The sequence below is a fragment of the Paraperibacillus marinus genome, assembly GCF_046237605.1.
GTDB lineage: Bacteria > Bacillota > Bacilli > Bacillales > DSM-1321 > Paraperibacillus > Paraperibacillus marinus.
Genome location: NZ_CP143542.1, coordinates 3629435 through 3648632, shown reverse-complemented (window position 1 = coordinate 3648632; position 19198 = coordinate 3629435). Strand labels below are relative to the sequence as shown.

General features: G+C 47.4%; 19 protein-coding genes and 1 riboswitch. Of the genes, 11 read left to right on the top strand and 8 right to left on the bottom strand.

The annotated features are described in order from the left end of the window. Positions 1-384: 384 nt before the first annotated feature. The 3 genes from V1498_RS18460 to V1498_RS18450 are packed head-to-tail and all read left to right on the top strand — an operon-like array spanning position 385 to position 2685. Positions 385-1278, top strand: a complete 894-nt coding sequence (locus V1498_RS18460; protein ID WP_409295262.1) for a peptidylprolyl isomerase — start codon at positions 385-387, stop codon at positions 1276-1278. A 33-nt stretch (positions 1279-1311) separates the two neighbouring features. Continuing rightward, on the top strand, positions 1312-2517 hold the full coding sequence (locus V1498_RS18455; protein ID WP_409295260.1) for a S1C family serine protease: 1206 nt from the start codon (positions 1312-1314) through the stop codon (positions 2515-2517). 21 nt (positions 2518-2538) lie between these two features. Next, positions 2539-2685 (top strand): hypothetical protein, encoded by a 147-nt coding sequence (locus V1498_RS18450; protein ID WP_409290237.1) that lies wholly within the window; start codon positions 2539-2541, stop codon positions 2683-2685. 36 nt (positions 2686-2721) lie between these two features. Here V1498_RS18450 and V1498_RS18445 read toward each other — a convergent pair whose 3' ends face one another. Continuing rightward, positions 2722-3471, bottom strand: a complete 750-nt coding sequence (locus tag V1498_RS18445) for a Cof-type HAD-IIB family hydrolase (protein ID WP_409299363.1) — start codon at positions 3469-3471, stop codon at positions 2722-2724. Between the two features lie 775 nt (positions 3472-4246). Beyond that, positions 4247-4525, bottom strand: a complete 279-nt coding sequence (locus tag V1498_RS18440) for a hypothetical protein (protein WP_409295258.1) — start codon at positions 4523-4525, stop codon at positions 4247-4249. Between the two features lie 118 nt (positions 4526-4643). On the opposite strand from V1498_RS18440, the gene V1498_RS18435 reads away from it, so the two are divergent. After that, positions 4644-5060: a GNAT family N-acetyltransferase gene (locus V1498_RS18435; RefSeq protein WP_409295257.1), complete on the top strand. Its 417-nt coding sequence runs from the start codon at positions 4644-4646 to the stop codon at positions 5058-5060. A 5-nt stretch (positions 5061-5065) separates the two neighbouring features. Here the strand turns inward: V1498_RS18435 and V1498_RS18430 are convergent, their stop codons facing one another. After that, positions 5066-6250, bottom strand: a complete 1185-nt coding sequence (locus V1498_RS18430) for an HD-GYP domain-containing protein (protein WP_409295255.1) — start codon at positions 6248-6250, stop codon at positions 5066-5068. Between the two features lie 152 nt (positions 6251-6402). Between V1498_RS18430 and V1498_RS18425 the strand changes: the two genes are divergently transcribed. From V1498_RS18425 to V1498_RS18415, 3 genes are all read left to right on the top strand, one after another. Next, entirely contained in the window at positions 6403-7014 is a 612-nt protein-coding gene (locus tag V1498_RS18425) for a hypothetical protein (RefSeq protein ID WP_409295253.1), read from the top strand. Continuing rightward, entirely contained in the window at positions 7007-7768 is a 762-nt protein-coding gene (locus tag V1498_RS18420; protein ID WP_409295252.1) for a ThiF family adenylyltransferase, read from the top strand. The genes V1498_RS18425 and V1498_RS18420 overlap by 8 nt, the downstream gene beginning before the upstream one ends. Positions 7769-7938: 170 nt before the next feature. Continuing rightward, positions 7939-9363, top strand: coding sequence for an amino acid permease (locus tag V1498_RS18415; protein WP_409295250.1), 1425 nt, complete (start codon positions 7939-7941; stop codon positions 9361-9363). 121 nt (positions 9364-9484) lie between these two features. Here the strand turns inward: V1498_RS18415 and V1498_RS18410 are convergent, their stop codons facing one another. Next, the gene (locus V1498_RS18410) at positions 9485-10372 is read right to left on the bottom strand and encodes a diacylglycerol/lipid kinase family protein (protein WP_409295249.1); all 888 of its coding nucleotides are present in this window, start codon (positions 10370-10372) and stop codon (positions 9485-9487) included. Between the two features lie 205 nt (positions 10373-10577). Between V1498_RS18410 and V1498_RS18405 the strand changes: the two genes are divergently transcribed. Next, on the top strand, positions 10578-10976 hold the full coding sequence (locus V1498_RS18405) for a hypothetical protein (protein WP_409295247.1): 399 nt from the start codon (positions 10578-10580) through the stop codon (positions 10974-10976). 82 nt (positions 10977-11058) lie between these two features. On the opposite strand, the gene proC is transcribed toward V1498_RS18405, so the two are convergent. The 3 genes from proC to V1498_RS18390 form a co-directional block, all read right to left on the bottom strand. Next, on the bottom strand, positions 11059-11874 hold the full coding sequence (proC, locus tag V1498_RS18400) for a pyrroline-5-carboxylate reductase (protein ID WP_409295245.1): 816 nt from the start codon (positions 11872-11874) through the stop codon (positions 11059-11061). 164 nt (positions 11875-12038) lie between these two features. After that, a complete protein-coding gene (locus tag V1498_RS18395; protein ID WP_409295243.1) occupies positions 12039-12986 on the bottom strand; it encodes a RimK family alpha-L-glutamate ligase in 948 nt (315 codons plus the stop codon). Positions 12987-13217: 231 nt separating this feature from the next. Beyond that, entirely contained in the window at positions 13218-14270 is a 1053-nt protein-coding gene (locus tag V1498_RS18390; RefSeq protein WP_409295242.1) for an LLM class flavin-dependent oxidoreductase, read from the bottom strand. A gap of 259 nt (positions 14271-14529) precedes the next feature. Next, positions 14530-14634: riboswitch (SAM riboswitch) on the bottom strand. A gap of 165 nt (positions 14635-14799) precedes the next feature. Between V1498_RS18390 and V1498_RS18385 the strand changes: the two genes are divergently transcribed. Further along, positions 14800-15396 (top strand): anthranilate synthase component II, encoded by a 597-nt coding sequence (locus tag V1498_RS18385; RefSeq protein WP_409295241.1) that lies wholly within the window; start codon positions 14800-14802, stop codon positions 15394-15396. Next, the gene (pabB, locus tag V1498_RS18380; RefSeq protein ID WP_409295239.1) at positions 15393-17129 is read left to right on the top strand and encodes an aminodeoxychorismate synthase component I; all 1737 of its coding nucleotides are present in this window, start codon (positions 15393-15395) and stop codon (positions 17127-17129) included. Before V1498_RS18385 ends, pabB begins: the two co-directional genes overlap by 4 nt. Positions 17130-17198: 69 nt before the next feature. On the opposite strand, the gene V1498_RS18375 is transcribed toward pabB, so the two are convergent. After that, positions 17199-17441, bottom strand: coding sequence for a YusG family protein (locus tag V1498_RS18375; protein ID WP_409295237.1), 243 nt, complete (start codon positions 17439-17441; stop codon positions 17199-17201). Positions 17442-17646: 205 nt separating this feature from the next. Between V1498_RS18375 and V1498_RS18370 the strand changes: the two genes are divergently transcribed. Continuing rightward, on the top strand, positions 17647-19152 hold the full coding sequence (locus tag V1498_RS18370) for an amino acid permease (protein ID WP_409295236.1): 1506 nt from the start codon (positions 17647-17649) through the stop codon (positions 19150-19152). Positions 19153-19198 lie beyond the last annotated feature (46 nt).

Sequence of the window (19198 nt, the reverse complement as noted above, 5' to 3'; positions counted from 1 at the left end):
TTTTATTTCCAGGGCTGGATTCTTAATCGTTTTCAGTTTCAACAGCCTAATTTAGATTGTTAGAGAGGCTGAAATACAGCGCTGCATGCCGGTTACTAGCCGAAAAGAGACTGTTACGATCGGAAATTTCATTTTACTAGCCAAGCCAAGCAGGCTGATTTTCCATTCAAAAATGTAATTTACTATCCTAACAGGCTGATTTACTATCCGAACCCGGATCGCCGGCCGAACCAGATAATTGCGCGCCGGCTAATGAAATATCTCCTGAATTCTGTCCAGGGAACAGTCCCCCTTAACAAATATTCTAAGCAGGGTTTTTCGTTAAGGTTATGTTAAGGTTCGGGGAGTTTAATAGAGTCAACGTAAAACATGGTATGTAAGGAGATGAAGGGTTTGAAGAGTTTAAAATCTGGCAGGGTCATTATGCTTTCAATGCTTCTAAGCGTTGTCCTCGCAGTAGGGGCAGGCTGTTCGGCAAAGGAAGAAGCAGCGTCCGTAAACGGAGACGAAATCACAAAGGATGAGCTGTACGATAAGCTTTATAAACAAAGCGGACCGGCGATGCTGGATTCGATGATTACAGAAAAGGTAGTCAGCCTTGAGTCGGCTAAGAAGAAGGTCAAGGTTTCAGATAAAGAAGTAGAAGCGGAATTAGCGGCACTTGCCAACTCTTACGGCGGAGAGGAAGCGCTTCAGCAGCAGCTTGAATCAGCCGGATTGAAGAAAAGTGATCTGAAAGATGATTTGACGGTCAACTTGAAAATTAAAAAGCTGATGGAGCCGGATATAAAAATAACAGAAGCAGAAATGAAGAAATACTTTGAGGAAAACAAAGCGAGCTTCGCTCAGGAGGAACAGGTAAAGGCGTCTCATATCCTTGTTAAAACAGAGGCAAAGGCAGATGAAGTGAAGAAAAAGCTAGACAGCGGGGAGTCCTTCGCAAATCTCGCCAAGGAATACTCAACGGAAGCGGCGACAAAGGATAAAGGCGGTGACCTTGGCTACTTCGGCAAAGGGGACATGACGGCGGCGTTCGAAAAAGAAGCATTTTCATTAAAGGAAGGCAGCATTTCTTCACCCGTGAAAACCGAATATGGCTATCACATCATTAAGGTAACCGATAAAAAGCCGGCAAAGGCTGCGGTGTATGAGAATCATAAAAAAGCAGTGAAAGCGGCCCTGCTTGACCAAAAGGTCCAGGAAAACTATGCAGGCTGGATGGAGAAGACAAAGGAAAAATACAAGATAAAAAATTATCTGGAAGACAACAAATCTTAAAACTATATATTTTACCAGGAGGAGTGAAATATCATGGATTTTCATGAAAACCAGGAAAGGTCAAGGGCAAGAGGGCGCAAGCCGGTCAGGGGTTATATCGCAACAGGTTCGATTGGGGCAATATTGGGAGTGGCGATTATGTCCTTCGGGCTTCCTTATGTTCAGGGAGAGTTCAAAGCAGATAACAGTAGTTCCGTTAAAAGCGAATACAGTGAGAGTGCAACAGCCGGCAAAGTCACAACAATCAATGTGAAAAATGTGAATTTCACAGATTCCGTGGCCAAGACAATTGATTCAGTTGTTGGAGTAACAAATCTGAAGCAGAATTCTTCTCCCTTCGGCGGAGGGAGTTCTCTCGAAGAAAGCGGATCGGGTTCAGGCGTCATTTATAAAAAGACCGGAAACAAAGCCTTTGTTGTCACAAACAATCATGTCATCGAAGGAGCGAACGAGGTGGAGGTCAGCCTGAAGAATAAAACCAAGGTAAAGGCGAAGGTGCTCGGCTCCGATTCGCTGATGGACCTGGCAGTTCTTGAAATAGAAGGAAACAATCTTCCGAAGGCGGCTGAAATAGGGAATTCTGATGCTCTGAAGCCAGGGGAGCCGGTGGCCACGATCGGCAATCCACTGGGATATCTGGATTATTCTATCACCCAGGGAATTGTCAGCAATCCAAAGCGGGTCATTCCAATTGATGTGAACCAGGATCAGAGCTATGACTGGGAAGCGGACGTCATCCAGACGGATGCATCCATCAATCCCGGTAACAGCGGCGGAGCCCTGATCAACGTATCCGGACAGCTGATCGGCATCAACTCTATGAAAATCGCACAGGAAGGCGTAGAAGGCATCGGCTTTGCCATCCCAATGAATACGGCTGTGCCGATCATGGAAAGCCTCGAGAAAAAAGGGAAGGTTACGAGACCTTTTATCGGGGTTGGCAATAAATCGCTGGACGAAATTTCCTTGAACGACCGAAAGCAGTATTTAAATCTGCCAAACAGTGTGAAAACTGGAGTGGTCATCCTTCAGGTAAGCCCGAATTCTCCGGCAAGCCGAGCCGGCCTCGAGGAAAATGACGTGATTACTGCAATCGATGGGGATTCCATCAACAGCAGCATAGCACTTCGTAAATATCTATATACCAGGACGGAACCTGGCAGGAAAGTAACGATCGAGTTTTACCGGAACGGAGAAAAAAGAGAAACGGAAGTCACGCTGGAAGAGCAAAACAGCTGATTATTTCAGGAAGGGGATAGTATGTTGCAGGGAACTAAGATCTGGATTGGAGAGAATACGGAGCAGAGTGTTGACGGAGAGCTTCTGCAGGTGATTGTTATCTGGCCTGACGAAATGAAGAAAGAGCCTGTTCCGGGATATCAGGAGCTCAAATATAAGTGGATTTAAAAAAAAAGACCGGGAATTTCCCGGTCTTTTCCCAGTTTACAGCACCCATTTGCGGATGGCCTTCGCCACTCCGTGCTCAATATTGGTACCGGTCACCCAGTCGGCTGCCTCTTTGACCGTTTCCTGGGCATTCCCCATGGCCACACCAATTCCGGCCTCTGAAATCATGGCAATGTCATTGAGACTGTCGCCGACAGCCATCATTTCATCCATTGTTACGCCGAGCCTGCCGCATACAATGTTCAAAGCCTTCGCCTTATTGATGCCAAGGGCATTGACCTCGATATTGGTCGGGCTGGAATTCGTGATCTCAAGCATCCCCGTCTTGGACAAGGCATCCAGGACAATCCTGCGGCTTTCATCATTATCATCAAAATCAAAGCCGAATTTCAGCCACTCATGCGCCCCGATATCCTCAGGCAATCCTTCATACCAGACTTTATCAGAAGTGACACCCCATACACGGGCCTTATGCTCCATGGCCAGCTTATGCATCATGGTGATATGCTCTGTCCCAATCGGGTTCCTTTCGATCAGCTCTCCAGTCTCATCATAAATCTCGCTTCCATTTACTGTAACAAGGTAGGAATTGAGGTTCAAGGACTTGGAAAGCTCCCGGCAGGAAGCGAGTGCCCTCCCCGTACTAAGGACCACATGGACACCAAGTTCCTGTGCCTCGGTAATCGCCTGGACGTTTTCATCAGAAATCGTGTGATCATGATTAAGCAGGGTTCCATCCATATCAAGTGCAATCAGCTTTATTTTTTTTTCTCTAGTCATCTCCATCATCCTCCCGGCCGCAGCTAATTGGTATTAATTTTTGCATATATAATTATGAGCTTAAAAACGAACGTAAATGCAAGCGATATAAACGCTTAAATAAAGGCTCTCTTCTAAAAGTTTGTTGTTTTTGGATTAGTTCTGTGAGGAAACTGAATTATTAAGCAAGTGGACTTACGCTTCAGGTGCGAGACTCCTGATCCAGCTCGGCTTTCGACCCTCGAGTCATAAGCCAAGCCAGTAATGGGAAGAATGAGCGCTTCTCATTGCCGGCTCATCTTTTGCAAGGCTTTCGCATAAGTGCGACTAGGCTTCTGTCACAGCAATCGCTTGCCATTCAGCAAGTCTCCTTTCGCTAACGCATAAGTGCGACTAAGCTTCTGTCACAGCAATCGCTCGCCAATCAGCAAGTCTTCTTTCGCTAACGCATAAGTGCGACTAAGCTTCTGTCTTCGCTAACGCTCGCCAATCAGCAAGTCTTCTTTATCGGGTCTCTGCCTGCCAATTTAGTGACAGTTTCAAACCAAGTACATGAACATTGAACTATAAATAAGTCTTATTTGGCAGGCACGCTTTCCGCTTTTCAATGCGGGAGCAGCGGGACAGGTGAGAACCCGCAGGCAAAGCCGAGGCGGCTCACCGCCCGCCCCTAAGGTCCGCGAGTGCCTGCAGCGGAAATCCACTTTCTTGTTCAATAGCCGCAATAAATGCGAAAAAAGCCTAAATAAAAAATGGAGCCATGAAAAAAGACAGCCGGATCAGAGGCTGCCATTTCATGTAATCAATCCTCTTTCGAAGAATCCTCGGCAATGGCGCGCAGGTCATTATAAAAAAGCTCCTCATTGCATGCCATGCTGTGACTGCCAGAAGGACCCTGACTGGGCTGTGCATTCATTCCTTCTGTACTGTCTGCATTTCTTTCTGCGTTCTTTGCCTCATATTCATCACCAATTGACTGAAGCTCCCCTGTATCGCCCTTCGCATTGATAATTTCAAAGAGCTGCATCAAACCCTCGGCTGATTGTTCTTCCGAGATGTGTTCTTCGTCACGTTTTTTCAAGATATTTCCCTCCTTTGGATATTTATAACATCTCCTAAAGAGTTTATAATTACTACTATATTAAGAATTTTACCCTAAGCAGCGAGCCTGAAACCGAAAGTTAAGGGAGATGGATGCCATGGAAATGCTGTTGAAAAATAATGAAAGAATAATTTTACGGCGCTATGAAGAAAAGGATTTTAATGAAATCTTGGCACTTACAGCAGAGGAAGGATGGACCGGCCTCGCAGGGCGGCCGGAAGAGGTAAGGGAAGCATGGAGAAATTCGAATGCAGCCTTTGTCGCGGACCATGAGGGAAGAATTGCAGGATATATCAGGGCCCTGACAGACACAATGGTCACTCTTTATGTCTGTGAACTGCTCGTCCACAATAGCTTCCGGGCTTATGGGATAGGAAACGGCCTCATGCAATATGTGCATCAGCTATATCCCGCGGCAAGGATGGAGCTGCTCGCATCAACCACATCACATACGTATTATGAAACAAAGAAGTTCAGGCCCTTTTATGGCTTCAGGAAAACCATTTTGGAATAAAAACCCTAGAGAAAATTAATGATCTTTTCAAACTCTCCGGGATTTTCCTGCTCCTCTGCAATGGCAAGCCATGTCGGCTTGATATCATGGAGGCATTCGATCAGCTCCGGATCAAACTGAGTCCCTTTCCCCTTTAGGAGCCGCTGAAATGCTTCTTCCACCGGGATAGCTCCCCTGTAGGCGCGTGATGTGGTCATAGCATCAAACGCATCAGCCACCGCCAGTATCCGGGCTTCCACCGGAATAGCAAGCCCTCCTGCACCGGTGGGATAGCCATGGCCATCCCACCGTTCATGATGAAAAAGAACGCCATTCCTCAAGTGCTCAAGTCCCGCTATTTTTTCAATCATTTTAGCGCCGACTATCGTATGAGTCTTGATCAATTCATATTCTTCCTGAGTCAGCGCAGAAGGTTTAGATAGGATTGATTCTGGAATATTAATTTTCCCAATGTCATGGAGCAATCCCATCAAGCGCATCTGCTTCAGATTTTCTTCATTCTCATACCCCGGCACAGCCTTGGCGAGCTCTGCAGCATATCTGCTTACTCTGTCGGAATGGCCAAAAGTGTACAGATCTTTGGCTTCCACCGATACGACGAAGGTCTTGACCACCTGCTCCAATGTATTTTTGGCTGCGTTTTCTACCGTTTCCAGCTGTTTCTTATAGAGGCTGCGCAGCTTCATGATCACCGCATAGCTGAGGCAGATGATGAGAACCAAACATAGCATCTGATTGGAAATATCAATGGGATCAATATGCTTCTGGTGTGGAAAAAGGGTGCTGGCAGCTGAAAGTGATGCAAGGCTAAGGGTTGAATATATCAATAAGATCCGGGGACTTCCATAAAGGCCGGCGACTACGGGAATAAGCAGAAAATAGGACCAGGATTCTGTGAATCCAGAGGCAAAATACAATCCGTCTAAAAGCAGGAGGATGTAACCATTCACAAGATGTGTCATGACTCCGATAGGGAAAGTATGGCGGATCAATAAAAGGACGAGAGATAAAATCAGGCAGACCGCGAGAAATGAAAAGCTTGCCCGAGAGAACTCCAGTTTGAAATATAAGAAAACCAGGTTCCAGGCAGAGCTCAGCGTCAAGCATATCAAAGTAAATAACAGCAGCTGCCTGTTCAGTACATTCTGATGGTGCTTGTAATAGTCTCTTAATTTCATTTGATCATTCATGGCGGGCTCCGTTCAGCGAAAGATATAGATGTATATAAATAATGATAGTATAAATAAAATTCTTGTTATATATGAAATAAGCCCTATTCACATCATGGGAAAGCAGGGGTATAGGTATAGTAAGCCGGTCATTTACGAATGGAGTGGGTGGAATGAAATACCGTGCAGGTGATTATGTGTACAGGCAGGCAGAAGGGGAGCTGAGGGATAAATCAATTGCCTTCCATTGGGAGAAATATGGGGAATTGGGCTTTTTTAACGGAAAAGACCAGGATTTTCACCATAAGGAATCTACATACTTTGCAGCCGTTTTGGCTGCCGATTCGCAGCTCGCAGGGGTGGGCAGGCTCATTCGTAAGCCAGTCTGCGAGCTGCCGGTGTATACGGAATTTTTGTTAAGCGAGGAAGGAAGAACATATATAGCAAGCCTGCCTTCAGGCTCTTGCGCAGAACTGAGCGCTCTTGCCAAGCTGCCCCAGCATGATTGTACAATCGGTATCATAAAAGCCTGCCTGCACTTTTCCCTCTTCCATGGAATTGAGCACTGGCTTTGTGCGATTGATGAGCGTGTCTATCACCTGATGTGCCGGATCTTTCATTCACCGTTTGAGATCCTCGGGGAACCTGCAGTATACCTTGGCACTAGAACCATACCTGCTGTCATTCCCCTCCATTCAGGCCTCGCCATGCTTCGGCAGCACAAGGAACAGCTTTATTCCTATCTTTTACAACCTGATCATTTGGAGGCGGTAACACATGATTAAGGAGCAATTTATCCGAAATCACGGGATCCTGACACAGGAAGAAATGGACAAGCTGGAAGGGACTGCGATTGCGATTGCCGGCTGCGGATGTATCGGCGGTTTTTCTGCGGAGCTGCTGGCGAGGCTTGGTGCGGGGAAGATCATTCTTTCCGATCCTGATCAATTTGATGTAAGCAATATCAACCGCCAATGCGCAGCCACACATATAACGGTCGGTCAAAATAAAACACTGGCATTGAGGGAACATCTGCTTGCGATTAATCCAGGACTTGAAGTGAGCTGTTATCCAGAAGGAGTCCTTGCAGAGAATTGCGAAAGGTTTCTTGAAGGAGCCGACTATGTGATAGATGCCATCGATTATTTTAATTTTGGAGATTCGGTCGTTCTTCATAGGGCTGCAAGGAAAAAAGGATTATTCATCACCACCGCTGCCGCCCTTGGGTTTGGCGCAAGTGTGCTTACCTTTGCTCCTGATGGAATGACCCTCGAAGCATACACGGGGCTGCCTGAAGGATGTACCAGGGAGGAACTGGAGGGTGCGGTATTTCCTCCATCCGGATACAGCCGCATGCTGCCGGCCTATGCCACAGAGGAAAAAGTCAGCTCTTGGCTGAGCGCGAAATCCATCCCGGCAATCAGTGTGGGACAGGCTCTCGGACCCGGCATGCTGGTTTCACAAATGATCCTGCATATATTGGGGAGGAAGCAGCCCAAGCTTGTGCCGGAACGGCTGCAGATTCAATTTGAGGAGTAATACCCAGACTGTTCCTGTCAGGTATTTTATGGTTATCAAAGAAAAAATTTTATATAATTTTTTATCTCTCTACCATTTTACCAAACTAAAGGATTGTGTTATAGTAGTACAAGTTGAAATAATATAATCCTAGTTTATACAGCTAGAATAACAAAAAAGGTGAGATAAATATGAATTCAAAAAAGTGGGGGTTGTGGATTTTAACAACCTTTGTTGTCGGCAATATGGTGGGAAGCGGAGTGTTTATGCTTCCATCCAATTTATCCAAAGTGGCAAGTCCACTCAGCTCCATTATTGCCTGGGGCATCACAGGGCTTGGCGTACTGATGATTGCCCTTGTCTTCGGTAATCTGGCAACCAGGAAGCCTGACTTAAAAGCAGGACCGCAAAGCTATGCGATGGATATGTTTAAGTCGCCAAAGGCAGGCAAAGCTGCAGGGTACAGCATGGCATGGGGCTATTGGGCGGCGAACTGGGCAGCGACTGCTTCAGTCATCATTTCCTTTGCAGGCTATCTCTCAACTTTCTTCCCGGTATTGGAAAGTAATAAAGTGCTTATGAAAATCGGGAGCTTTGAGCTTGAAGCCGGCAAGGCGCTGACACTTCTTGTATGTTCCATCCTTCTATGGGGAATCCAAATCATTGTCAGCCGCAGCTTCAACAGCGCCGGCAAACTTAACCTGGCTGCAACGGCAGCCAAGGTCATCGGCTTTGCCTTGTTCGTCATACTGACCCTCGCTGTGTTTGATGCGAGCGATATCATGAAGGGCGTATCCTTCAGCGACAGCGAAGGAAACTCCGTAAGCCTTGGGGGACAGGTAAATTCAGCAGCAATCGCAACTCTCTGGGCTTTCATAGGAATTGAAGCAGCCGTCATGCTTTCAAACCGGGCCAAATCCCAAAAAGATGTTAAGCGGGCCACTCTCCTGGGCCTTCTCGTTGCAATCCTGATTTATGTAGGAATCAGCACCCTGACCATGGGTGTGCTGCCACAGGATCAGCTTCAGGGCTCACAAAAGCCGCTGGCAGATGCGCTTGATGCAGCGATCGGAGGCAGCGCGGCTGCCATTATAGCCGGACTGGCATTGGTATCGCTCTTTGGCGCAGCAGTAGGCTGGATCATCGTAAGCTCGGAGGTTCCTTATCAGGCTGCAAGGCAGGGACTGTTTCCTTCCTTCTTTGGCAGAACGAATAAAAAAGGAGCGCCGGCTGGCTCTCTGACTGTAACGAATTTGATGACACAGATTTTCTTATTCTCTACCGTTTCAGGAACAATAACTGAAGCCTATGACTTCGCCATTGTGGTGGCGACACTCGCTTACCTGATTCCGTATCTTGTTTCCTCCATCTATTCACTGAAGCTGGTAATTACCGGTGAAACCTATAATACTATCGGTGGATCGAGGATTAAGGACGGCATCATCACACTGCTTGCCCTTGGATATTCCCTATGGGTTATCAAAACGGGTACAGCTGATCTGAAAACTTTCCTGCTTGGAATGGGGCTGTTTGCAGTGGGACTCTTATTGTATCCTGTGCTGATGAGAAGCAGGACAGAACAGACAGGAGCATTAAAGGAAAAAGAACAATTTTAACAAACAAAACCGTCTATCCTGCCGATAGACGGTTTTTTTATTCCCTGTGGATAACTTGTCCCCTGCGGCCGGAACATCCATCGAACCCTGAACGTATCCACATATTATCCACTGTTTTCGATTATTTGGATGGAACAAAAATATTCAGATGGGAAGCTAGGACCTCTGCCTGGAAGGGAAGAGGTTCTCCCTCATCGCCGTCTATATTCACAGAGAGCTCCTCGCCGCTTGATACTTTCACATAGGAAGTGCGGATATAATCCACCTGGTCATGCTCCTTTAATTCTCCTTTTAAAAGCTTTGGGATGATTTTCAGGATATGCGGGAATGAGAAATCCTTTAAAATGAATAGATGAAATTCGCCGTCATTTACTTCAGCGTCAGGGGCAAAGGATTCAAAGCCTCCGACTGAATTAGTCAGGGCCGTCAGCATCAGGAATGCCTCACCCTCCCAGGTGCCCCCATCATGCTCGATCACAAGGGGGAAGGGAGTCTTTTTGACGAAAGCCTTCAAGCCTTCAACAAAATAAGCGATCGGTCCGAGCAGTGTCTTCTGCTGCGCACTTACATTGTACGAAGCTTCCGCGATCGCCCCGACCGCGAGGACATTCATGAAATATCTATCATTGATCTTCCCGATATCCACAGGCCTCAAGGTATTGCTCCCCAAGACTTCAATCGCTTCCTCCGGTTGGAGGGGAATGCTCAGCGCGCGGGCAAAATCATTCACTGTCCCCATGGGGATAAGTCCCATGGCAGGGCGGTACTCCTGCTCTGACATTCCGTTTATCGTTTCATTTATTGTCCCGTCGCCTCCCATGGAAACCACCGCGTCAAACCTTTCGAGGCAGGCCTTCCTCGCGAATTCCGCGGCATCGCCTTCCTTCTCGGTCTCATGCACAATCACCTCATCGTGCGAACGGAGAAGAACCTCAACAGCATGCGGCTTATACCCGGGGGCCTTCTCCTTCCCGGAGGACGGATTTATGATCAACATCGCTCTCTTCATTAACACTCCTCCAAAAAAAGAATCTACCTAATCAAGATACCTCCCGCTTCACCAGCCTAAACACCGCCCTGGGAAATAACCGGGAAATGGGGGACTGTCCCCTTTCCCCGGGAAATGGAGGACTCCCCCCTTCCCTGAAATGGAGGACTGTCCTGGCGGCTGATTGGGTATGTTATTTGCAGATGCTTATTTGGAGGGATGGTTAGTGGCAAGGGAGGTCAAGTCGCTGAGGGCGGCTGTTGTGCTTGGTGTGAATGAAGGTCATGGGAAGAATGAGAAGGGGCATGTGCTTGCGCGTGCGGCTTCTGTATGGCAGGAGCTGGCGGGAAGTTATTATGAGGAGACGGGCATTTATGTATCGTCGGTGGCGCATCGAAGCAAGACCATTTATCATACAGACTGGGGCTGCCCGGAAGGCGGGGAGGATACCGTAACGTTCACGGCAAGTGCCAATTATGAGTTTATAAAGGATATCAATGCATGGAAGGAAGCGGTGACCGCCATTTCCCGGCAGCTGAAGGATAGGTTTGAACAGGAGTCGGTGACTATCGAGTTTGAGGATATCAGCTTGATTTACTTAAAGACAGAAAAAGGGAACTCGTAGCAATTTCGCTGCAGTTCCCTTTTTGCCTGCCTTCATAAATGTCGGTATTTTATCCACACATTTTCCACAGAAGCGATTCAACTCAGCCCTTGTCCTTCTGCAGACCTTTTGATTTATTTGTGCAGCTCTCCATGGCGGCAAGGACAGCGGAACGGAAATTATGTTTTTCCAGGGCAGCGACAGCCTGAATGGTCGCTCCGCCCGGTGTGCATACATTGTCCTTGAGCACGCCGGGATGGATACCAGTTTCCAGTACCATCTGAGCCGCTCCGAGCACGGCCTGTGCAGCCATGCGGTAAGCCTGTTCTCTTGGGATTCCGTCCCTGACCCCGCCATCGGCAAGGGCTTCGATGAACATATACACATAGGCAGGGGAAGAACCGCTGATTGCCGGCACAGCATCCATCAGGCTTTCCTTCAATACTTCCGTTCTCCCGAAGCTGTTGAACAGCTCAAGGACGTCATCGAGATCATCAACAGTGACCCTGCCGTTCGGGCAGATGGCGCTGCATCCTTCACCGACCAGGGAAGGGGTGTTTGGCATTGTCCGGACAATTTTTGCCCTGTCTCCCAGTTCCTTTTCCATGAATTCAAGGCTGATGCCGGCAGCAATCGTAACGATAACCGCATCTTCTTTTAATACCGGTTTAATTTCATCCAATATGCCCTTATATAAATCAGGCTTTACGGCAAGGAAAATCAGGTCAGATTCTGAAGCAGCCTCCTGGTTGCGGGATGTCACCCTGATCCCGTAAGCATCGCGGACCATATTCCTTGTTATCTCCGTATAGGCGCTGGCTATGATGCTGCCGGCAGGAATCACTCCCTTTTTAATCATCCCTGCTATCATGGCCTGTGCCATCTTCCCGCAGCCGATAAAACCTATTGTTTTATCCATCTCTCATTTCACTCCATCCGTTTGTTCATGCAAGCTATTATACTTCATTCTACCCAGGACTAAAAATAAAGGAGGCTTTTGGGGGCAGGCCAGCTGTATGGAACAATTCAATGAAAAGCCTGCCATTGGTTTATGGCAGGCTTTATGGGCTTGTTTATTTGTATTTACGCCTTCACCGCTAGCTTCTCAAGTTCTGATCCAAAGAACTTAGCGGCTTCCAGCATTCCGAAGACGCCTGCTTTTGCTTCAGCGTCGGAGTTATAATTGGTGTTCGTATTAATGTCATAGGTGTATATATTTCCTTCTTCATCCCGGATGAATTCGATGCCTGCAACTTCAATCTGATTAGCCTGCAGGAACGCTTCGTACTTTTCGATGATAGGATCGTCGAAGCCTTCGATGATCTGGAACTTTGGCTTTTCTTCTGTAACTTCCCCGACCGGGCAGAAAAGGTCGCCAATCTGGCAGGCATCTGCCGGGCAAAGCTCAAAGCCTTCGGATGTATCCACCCGGACTGCATAGACAAAGCGGCCGCCGACAAATTCACAGCGTGTGATATATGCTTCAGGGGATTTAATGTACTCCTGGACCAGGGTAATCCCATCCACAGGCTCTTCAAATTCAGGGCTTTCCAGATATTCTTCCAGTCCTTGGAGCGAATGGAACAAGTGGACACCAAGCCCTTTGCCGGCCCGGTTATGCTTTGTGATGAAGGAAGGGCAGTCAAGCTTTACGGCTGAGGCAATAATTTGATCCTTGCCTGAAGCAGCTATCGTCCTTGGAGTCTTGATCCCTTGGGCGGCCAGTGCCGTATACTGGTTTACTTTGCTTACCTCAAGCCGCAGTGCCCGGCTTCCATTGATCACCCGCCGGCCATGCTGCTCAAGCCAGGCGAGGACAGCCTCGGTAAGCTCAGGGGCAAAACGGTGTTCACGCGTGTGGGAGGAAGCGCTCATCCGGCTGTAAAAAACCCCATCCGGCGGTATGGCCGTCAAATCGACAAATCCCTGGTCGAGGAACCATTCTTCATGCGGCACTCCAAGCTCGTGCAGGCGTTTTGTCAAATGAGTGGTCCACTCTGAATTTTCATGAAGTATATATACTTTGCTCATTGATATTTCCCTCCGGAGTTTTCATATTTTAGGCGGTGATCTTTGATGGATTTATACTGATTTCATAACTAGTGTGGGCTGCTGAATATGAAAGGATGATTTACGCTCCAGGCACTCTACCTGCGCGGGGCGGGCGGTGAGCCTCCACGGCTTCGCCTGTGGGGTCTCACTTGGATTGGCCAACTTTTCATACACCAACTTAACTAAAAATCCTACATCCACCGCGGCAGGTCAATCGACTAACGCGGTTTTTTGTTTCTTCTCAACGAGCGGCATAACCTGCTTCGAGAACCTTTCCATTTCTTCCAGCTGTGGAGAGAACTGGAGGAGGAGAAGGTCGACTCCTGCATCTTCGTATTGGATGATTTTATCGGCGATCTGCTCAGGGGTGCCGACTAAATTCGGCCTCAGGCCGCGGTTAGATACTGAATAATCCTGAAGCTGTATCTGCTGCTCGAGCTGGGATTTAGTCGTGAAATCCTTGAATCCGGCATATGCGCTGGATTCTTTTACATCCGTAATCCGGGCAAGCTCCTGCTGGGCTTCTTCCTCGGAATCCCGGCAGATGATATAGGCGGCCATCCCGAAGGATTGAAGCGGCTCTCTGCCCGCAGCAGATCGCCTTTCTTTCATGTCGGTAATTTTCGCCGCCACTTCTTCCACTGTGCCTCCATGCATGACGTAAGCGTCACAGTTATCCACAATCGCCTGCTTTCCCCTCGGGCTTTCCCCGCCGGCATAAAGGACTGGGTTTGGTTTTTGCACAGGCTTGGGAGACAGATGGGCATTCTGAATATCATAAAATTTGCCCCTATAAGAGAAGGTTTCTTGTTCCCAAAGCCCTTTCAGAACAGTCAGGAACTCTTCTGTACGGTCATAGCGTTCATCATGTTCGGTGAAGACACCGCCATACTGCCTGGCTTCTTCTTCCCACCAGGCTGACACTACATTTAGTGTGAAGCGTCCTCCGCTTATCTGGTCGATGTTTGCAGCCATTTTGGCCGTGACAGCCGGATTATGGAAGCCCGGCCTTACAGCGGTCATAATTTCGATTTTATCGGTAACCGCCGCAAGTGCAGCTGCGGTAGTCCATGCTTCCAGGGAATCCTTCTCGGGCCCTTTTATATCGTTCAAGTATAATTCGGCAATCAATGTTGTGGAGAATCCCCACTTTTCAGCAGAAGTGATGACTTCCTTTGCATAATGGTAAGTTGAAGGCATGTTCTCATCTTCTACATTTCGGAGCCATCCCCCGAAAATGGGCAGCCAAAAACCAAACTTCATACTAATCTCTCCCTCATCCTCTTTTGGCAATAAAACAAACATAAGTTTTCTCTCGCTAGCCCATTCATGGAAAGGAACCTGGACAAGAGCAGGAACAAACATAATAAGGCGGTGGAGCGGAGTAAGGAACATGAGGAATGTCAGCCAGATAAATAATGTTTATACCCAGATGCAAGAATCCTCCTGATACATGCAGCTCCGCCCCTTTTCCACAGAAAAAAAACCTCTTCGATAAGAAGAAGTTTTGATAGTAGCTTCACTCTTATCTTCCAGAACATGGTTCTGATGGATTTAGCACCTTACTGAAAAAATCAGTGGTTGCCGGGCTTCAAAGGGCCATTCCCTCCGCCTCTCTTGATAAGACAATATTCAATTCATACAAATCCTACCATGAAACTCGATTATAAACAAGGGAGAAAAGCTGATAATTCTCTATTTTTGTTAAATTTTTATATTTTGTAAAGGTGCTGCTGTCTGTTAAATTTAAATAGGGCTGCCCCGCATTTTACCAGTAGAGGAGTTAGCACCTTTGATTCTTTTAATCGATAACTATGATTCTTTTACCTATAACTTATATCAATATGTTCTTGAAATTGGGAAGGACATTCTGATCAAGCGCAATGATGAAATAACAATAGAAGAAATAGAACGGCTGAATCCGGAATTTATCCTTTTATCTCCGGGACCCGGCACCCCGGATGATGCCGGAATCTGCCTTGAAGTAATCCGGCATTTCCACACATCCATCCCCATTCTCGGAATCTGTCTCGGGCATCAGGCAATCGCACAGGCCTTTGGCGGGAAGGTGATCAAGGCCGGCCGTCCCATGCATGGCAAAGTTTCCGAAGTCAGCCATGATGGGAGGGGTGTTTTTAGCCATATAGAAAGCTCCTTTTCCGTAACCCGCTATCATTCCCTGGCGGTGGAAAGGCAATCGATTCCAGGCTGCCTGGAATTATCGGCAGTGTCAGGAGACGGAGAAATCATGGGAATCAGGCACAGGGAATATAAAGTAGAAGGCCTTCAGTTTCATCCGGAATCCATTATGAGCGAGCATGGCCATCAATTGTTGAGGAATTTTTTCTGCTTAAATGAAACAGCAGCATCATCCAGGGGGGGAAAATGATGACCGAGCCATATCTTCTTTTTGAATTCACGGATGGAAACGGCAGGAAAAGTCCGGCTTTATTCAAAGATCCTGTCGATATCATTGAGACAAGCCGGGAGGAAGAAGTACTGGATAAGCTTCGGCTTGTGGAATCCTATGCGGCTAATGGAATGTATGCAGCCGGCTATCTTGCCTATGAGGCCGCACCGGCATTTGATAAAGCGTTTATTGTGAAGAAAGGGGAAGGGCCGCTCCTCTGGTTCGGGATTTTCAAATCCAAGCTGCTGCCGGAAGACGATTTCACTCTAAAGCCATTTGAGGTGTCCGAATGGAAGGCGGAGTTGGAACAGGATGAGTACCAAAAAGGCTTCCAGTACATCAGGCAGCAAATAGAAGAAGGAAACACGTATCAGGTTAATTATACAATGAGGCTCCGGGCGCAGTTTTCAGGTGATGATTTTGCTTTTTATAATAGATTATCCAAGGCACAAAATTCTGATTACAGTGCTTATCTGAATACTGGAAGGCGGCGCATCCTTTCTGCTTCGCCCGAGCTGTTTTTCCGGCTGGAGGGCGGGGAAATCACGGCCAGGCCGATGAAGGGCACAGCGGCAAGGGGGAAGACATTCCTTGAAGACCAGGAAAAGTCCGTTTGGCTTTATGAATCCGAAAAGAACCGGGCCGAGAACCTGATGATTGTCGATTTGCTCAGAAATGATATGGGGGCAGTCGCAGAAGCCGGTTCAGTGCGGGTTCCTGAACTGTTTACGATTGAAAAATATCCGACCGTCTGGCAGATGACCTCAGAGATTAAAGCGGGGCTGAAGAAAGGGCTTGGTATTACAGACGTGTTGAAGGCGCTGTTTCCCTGCGGCTCCATCACAGGAGCCCCTAAAATCAGTACAATGGGAATCATCGCTGAAACAGAACAGTCTAGAAGAGGGGTATATTGCGGGGCTATCGGCTATATTGAACCGGGCGGAAATGCCATATTCAATGTGCCGATCCGGACTGTGACCATAGATGCAGAAAACGGTAAAGCAGAGTACGGTGCCGGCGGCGGGATAACATGGGACTCCGAAATGAAGGATGAATACGGCGAGGCATACATAAAAGCACGTCTTCTCACTCAGGATCCACAAAGCTTCGATTTATTGGAATCCCTTAGATTGGAAGACGGGGAATACATCCTGAGGGAGCTCCATGTAAAGAGGCTTATGGATTCTGCCGCCTATTTTGGCTATCCGGCAGAGGCAGAACATATCGGCGGGAAACTGGATGCTTATGCGCAGTCAGCTACTGAAGGCCATTTCAAGGTACGCTGCCTTGTATCCTCATCGGGCAGTGTTTCGGTAGAGGGCATCCCAATCGGGGATAGTCCTGAAAAAGTAAAAATCAAGCTTGCAGATGGACCAGTCTCATCAGACAATACGTTCTTATTCCATAAGACCACCAATCGTTCTGTGTACAATAACTTCAAGGAAGACTCACTGGATGTATTTGACGTCCTCCTATGGAACGAACGAGACGAATTGACGGAATTCACTCAAGGAAACCTGGTTATCAAACTGGCTGACGGACTGTATACCCCTGTACTCAGCTCCGGGATTCTGGCTGGAACCCTCCGGCAGAGCCTGCTTGATGCGGGCAGGATAGAAGAACGTGTCCTGCATAAGTCAGTGCTTTGGAATGCAGAGGAAATCTGGTTTATCAATAGTGTAAGAGGGTGGATCAAAGCAGAATTGGCATAACCGCTCTCTAAAAAGAATGGAACAGCCTTTTGTGACCAGGGCTGTTCCTTTAATTTTCAGCACGAACGTTTAGCACCAGCCGCCCTGGTCGCAGTCCGTATACTTCTTATCTGGATTTTCGGTAACATCAACAAGATGGAAGATGGAGCCGTTATCCGTTTGAAATCCTTCGTTCAATCTGTAGGTTAATCCCGTTTCCGTTTCTTCTAGCTTTCCAATATACTCATTTCCGGAGTAGAGGTTCATTTCGCCGTTTACAATCTTTCCGATTACACTCTCAGTGATATCTATTTGTTTTTTCTTCAATACCAAAGTCCAACAACCCTTTCATTATAAGTTGCTGTTAGGCTTTCCCTTAGGGCTGTCAAACATGCCTATTTTCATACTGATTAAGCATGGAAGCTTCCTTGGGTAGTGTCCATACAATTTCTGGGAGGTTTAAAGCGGAGGAAATGAAGGTATTTATAATCATCAGCTGATAGAACTATTACACAAAATAGATTTTGGGGTGCAAGATATGGAACATTCGGAAGTAAGAATACCAGGGGCAGAAGTAAAAAGCCTTGGTAAAGCGATAAAGGGTACGAAGCAAAAAGAAGGATTGAAAAGAAAACTGAAAGCAAGGCATATCACCATGATCTCACTCGGGGGCACAATTGGAACCGGGCTTTTCCTTGCTAGCGGAAGTGCCGTCCATACGGCCGGACCCGGCGGAGCGCTGCTTGCGTACGGGCTGGTTGGCATCATGGTATTTTTCCTGATGACAAGCCTGGCAGAACTTGCCGCATATATGCCGGTTGCCGGTTCATTCAGTGTCTATTCCACTAAATTTGTCGATGAGGCACTTGGATTTGCAATGGGCTGGAATTATTGGTACAGCTGGGCGGTTACGATCGCAGCCGAACTGTCGGCCGTCGTGCTCGTAATGAAATATTGGTTCCCGGACTCTCCCTCGCTATTATGGAGCGGCTTATGTTTAGCTATCCTATTCACTTTAAACATCCTCTCGGTTAAAAGCTTCGGAGAATCAGAATACTGGTTTTCGCTAATAAAAGTGGTCACCATCATCATCTTCATTATATTTGGGTTCCTGATGATCCTCGGGATCATGGGAGGCGAGGCTGTCGGTTTCAAGAACTTCACAGCCGACGATGCACCAGTTCATGGAGGACTGATGTCGGTACTCGGGATCTTCATGATTGCCGGTTTTTCCTTCCAGGGCACCGAGCTTTTGGGAGTGACGGCAGGTGAAAGCAAGAATCCAAGGAAGCATGTTCCGAAGGCAATCAAACAGGTATTCTGGAGAATTCTCTTGTTTTACATTCTGACCATTGCCATCATTGGGTTGATCATTCCCTATACTACGCCTGAACTCGCAACAAGCGACGATATCACGGTAAGTCCATTTACTTTGGTATTTGAAAAAGCAGGATTTGCGTTTGCAACTTCAGTCATGAATGCCATCATCCTGACAGCCTTACTGTCAGCCGGGAACTCAGGAATGTATGCCTGTGCCCGGATGCTATGGAATATGGCCAAGGAAGGACAGGCTCCAAAATGGTTTGGGAAGGTAACAAAAAGGGGCATCCCGCTCAATGCACTGATCATTACAGCACTTGTCGGCTGTCTGGCCTTTTTATCATCCTTATTCGGGGACGGAGTTGTGTATACATGGCTGCTGAATGCTGCCGGCCTGTCCGGTTTCATCGCCTGGATTGGGATTGCCGTGAGCCATTACCGGTTCAGGAAAGCCTATGTCGCACAGGGAAGGGATCTGAATGATCTTCCTTACCGTGCCAAGCTGTTTCCGTTTGGCCCGCTGTTTGCCTTTGCACTGTGTGCGTTCATCATTCTTGGACAGAACTACTCAGCCTTCACCGGTCCTGAGATCGACTGGTATGGCATTATGGTATCTTATATAAGCCTGCCGCTCTTCTTTATCCTCTGGCTTGGCTATAAGTTCATCAAAAAAACAAAAGTGGTGAAATTGACAGACTGTGACGTCAGTCCAGGAAAATCATAAAAAACAAACATGAAAAAGAACAGCACACGGACTGTGTGCTGTTCTT

What these genes read in the sequence shown, in the direction of transcription:
- V1498_RS18390 (WP_409295242.1), bottom strand. Translation starts at nt 14,270, where the DNA reads ATGAAGTTTGGTTTTTGGCTGCCCATTTTCGGGGGATGGCTCCGAAAT.
- V1498_RS18370 (WP_409295236.1), top strand. Translation starts at nt 17,647, where the DNA reads ATGGAACATTCGGAAGTAAGAATACCAGGGGCAGAAGTAAAAAGCCTT.
- V1498_RS18445 (WP_409299363.1), bottom strand. Translation starts at nt 3,471, where the DNA reads ATGGAGATGACTAGAGAAAAAAAAATAAAGCTGATTGCACTTGATATG.
- V1498_RS18460 (WP_409295262.1), top strand. Translation starts at nt 385, where the DNA reads ATGAAGGGTTTGAAGAGTTTAAAATCTGGCAGGGTCATTATGCTTTCA.
- V1498_RS18410 (WP_409295249.1), bottom strand. Translation starts at nt 10,372, where the DNA reads ATGAAGAGAGCGATGTTGATCATAAATCCGTCCTCCGGGAAGGAGAAG.
- pabB (WP_409295239.1), top strand. Translation starts at nt 15,393, where the DNA reads ATGATGACCGAGCCATATCTTCTTTTTGAATTCACGGATGGAAACGGC.
- V1498_RS18430 (WP_409295255.1), bottom strand. Translation starts at nt 6,250, where the DNA reads ATGAATGATCAAATGAAATTAAGAGACTATTACAAGCACCATCAGAAT.
- V1498_RS18395 (WP_409295243.1), bottom strand. Translation starts at nt 12,986, where the DNA reads ATGAGCAAAGTATATATACTTCATGAAAATTCAGAGTGGACCACTCAT.
- V1498_RS18415 (WP_409295250.1), top strand. Translation starts at nt 7,939, where the DNA reads ATGAATTCAAAAAAGTGGGGGTTGTGGATTTTAACAACCTTTGTTGTC.
- V1498_RS18455 (WP_409295260.1), top strand. Translation starts at nt 1,312, where the DNA reads ATGGATTTTCATGAAAACCAGGAAAGGTCAAGGGCAAGAGGGCGCAAG.
- V1498_RS18425 (WP_409295253.1), top strand. Translation starts at nt 6,403, where the DNA reads ATGAAATACCGTGCAGGTGATTATGTGTACAGGCAGGCAGAAGGGGAG.
- proC (WP_409295245.1), bottom strand. Translation starts at nt 11,874, where the DNA reads ATGGATAAAACAATAGGTTTTATCGGCTGCGGGAAGATGGCACAGGCC.
- V1498_RS18420 (WP_409295252.1), top strand. Translation starts at nt 7,007, where the DNA reads ATGATTAAGGAGCAATTTATCCGAAATCACGGGATCCTGACACAGGAA.
- V1498_RS18435 (WP_409295257.1), top strand. Translation starts at nt 4,644, where the DNA reads ATGGAAATGCTGTTGAAAAATAATGAAAGAATAATTTTACGGCGCTAT.
- V1498_RS18450 (WP_409290237.1), top strand. Translation starts at nt 2,539, where the DNA reads ATGTTGCAGGGAACTAAGATCTGGATTGGAGAGAATACGGAGCAGAGT.